Raw genomic sequence first — 603 nt, 5'->3', positions numbered from 1 at the left:
TTGAAGACAGGCGCGATGAGCGCCTGTAGGAAGGAAACGACAGGCTTGCCCGTCTCTCCGGCCATCGCGAGCGCCATGCCGAACAGAACCGAGAAGAACAGCACCTGCAGGATGTCGCCTTCCGCGAAGGCACCGACAATCGTTGGCGGGATGATGTTCATCAGGAAGCCGGTGACCGACTGCTCGTGGGCCTTTGCGGCATAGGTATTCACGGCCTGGACATCGAGCGAGGCCGGATCGATGTTGAGGCCGGCGCCAGGCTGGACGACATTGGCGACGATCAGGCCGACGATCAGCGCGAGCGTCGAGAAGGTGAGGAAATAGACCATTGCCTTGCCGGCGACCCGGCCGACCTTGTGAAGATCGTTCATGCCGGCAATGCCGGTCGCAATTGTCAGGAAGATGACAGGCGCGATGATCATCTTGACCAGCTTGATGAAGGCATCACCCAGCGGCTTCAGGCTCTCGCCGGTCCCCGGATAGAAATAGCCAATTGCGACGCCTAGGGCGATGGCGGCAAGCACCTGCGCGTAAAGCTTGGCATAGAAGGGTTTGCGGGGCGCGGGACTCGCGCCGCGGACTTGTGCAGCTGACACTGTTTCT

At 60.9% G+C, this 603-nt stretch carries 1 protein-coding gene; it reads right to left on the bottom strand.

Annotated elements, in window-relative coordinates; genetic code table 11:
• On the bottom strand, positions 1 to 596 hold a 596-nt coding region (locus tag NKI24_RS35875), incomplete at its 3' end, for a cation:dicarboxylate symporter family transporter (protein WP_352750947.1).
• Between the last annotated feature and the right edge of the window lie 7 nt (positions 597 to 603).

The sequence above is a fragment of the Mesorhizobium sp. M0701 genome, assembly GCF_040320365.1.
Classification (GTDB): domain Bacteria; phylum Pseudomonadota; class Alphaproteobacteria; order Rhizobiales; family Rhizobiaceae; genus Mesorhizobium.
Note: the sequence above shows the minus strand (reverse complement) of the source record. Positions and strands in the feature narration are given on the sequence as shown.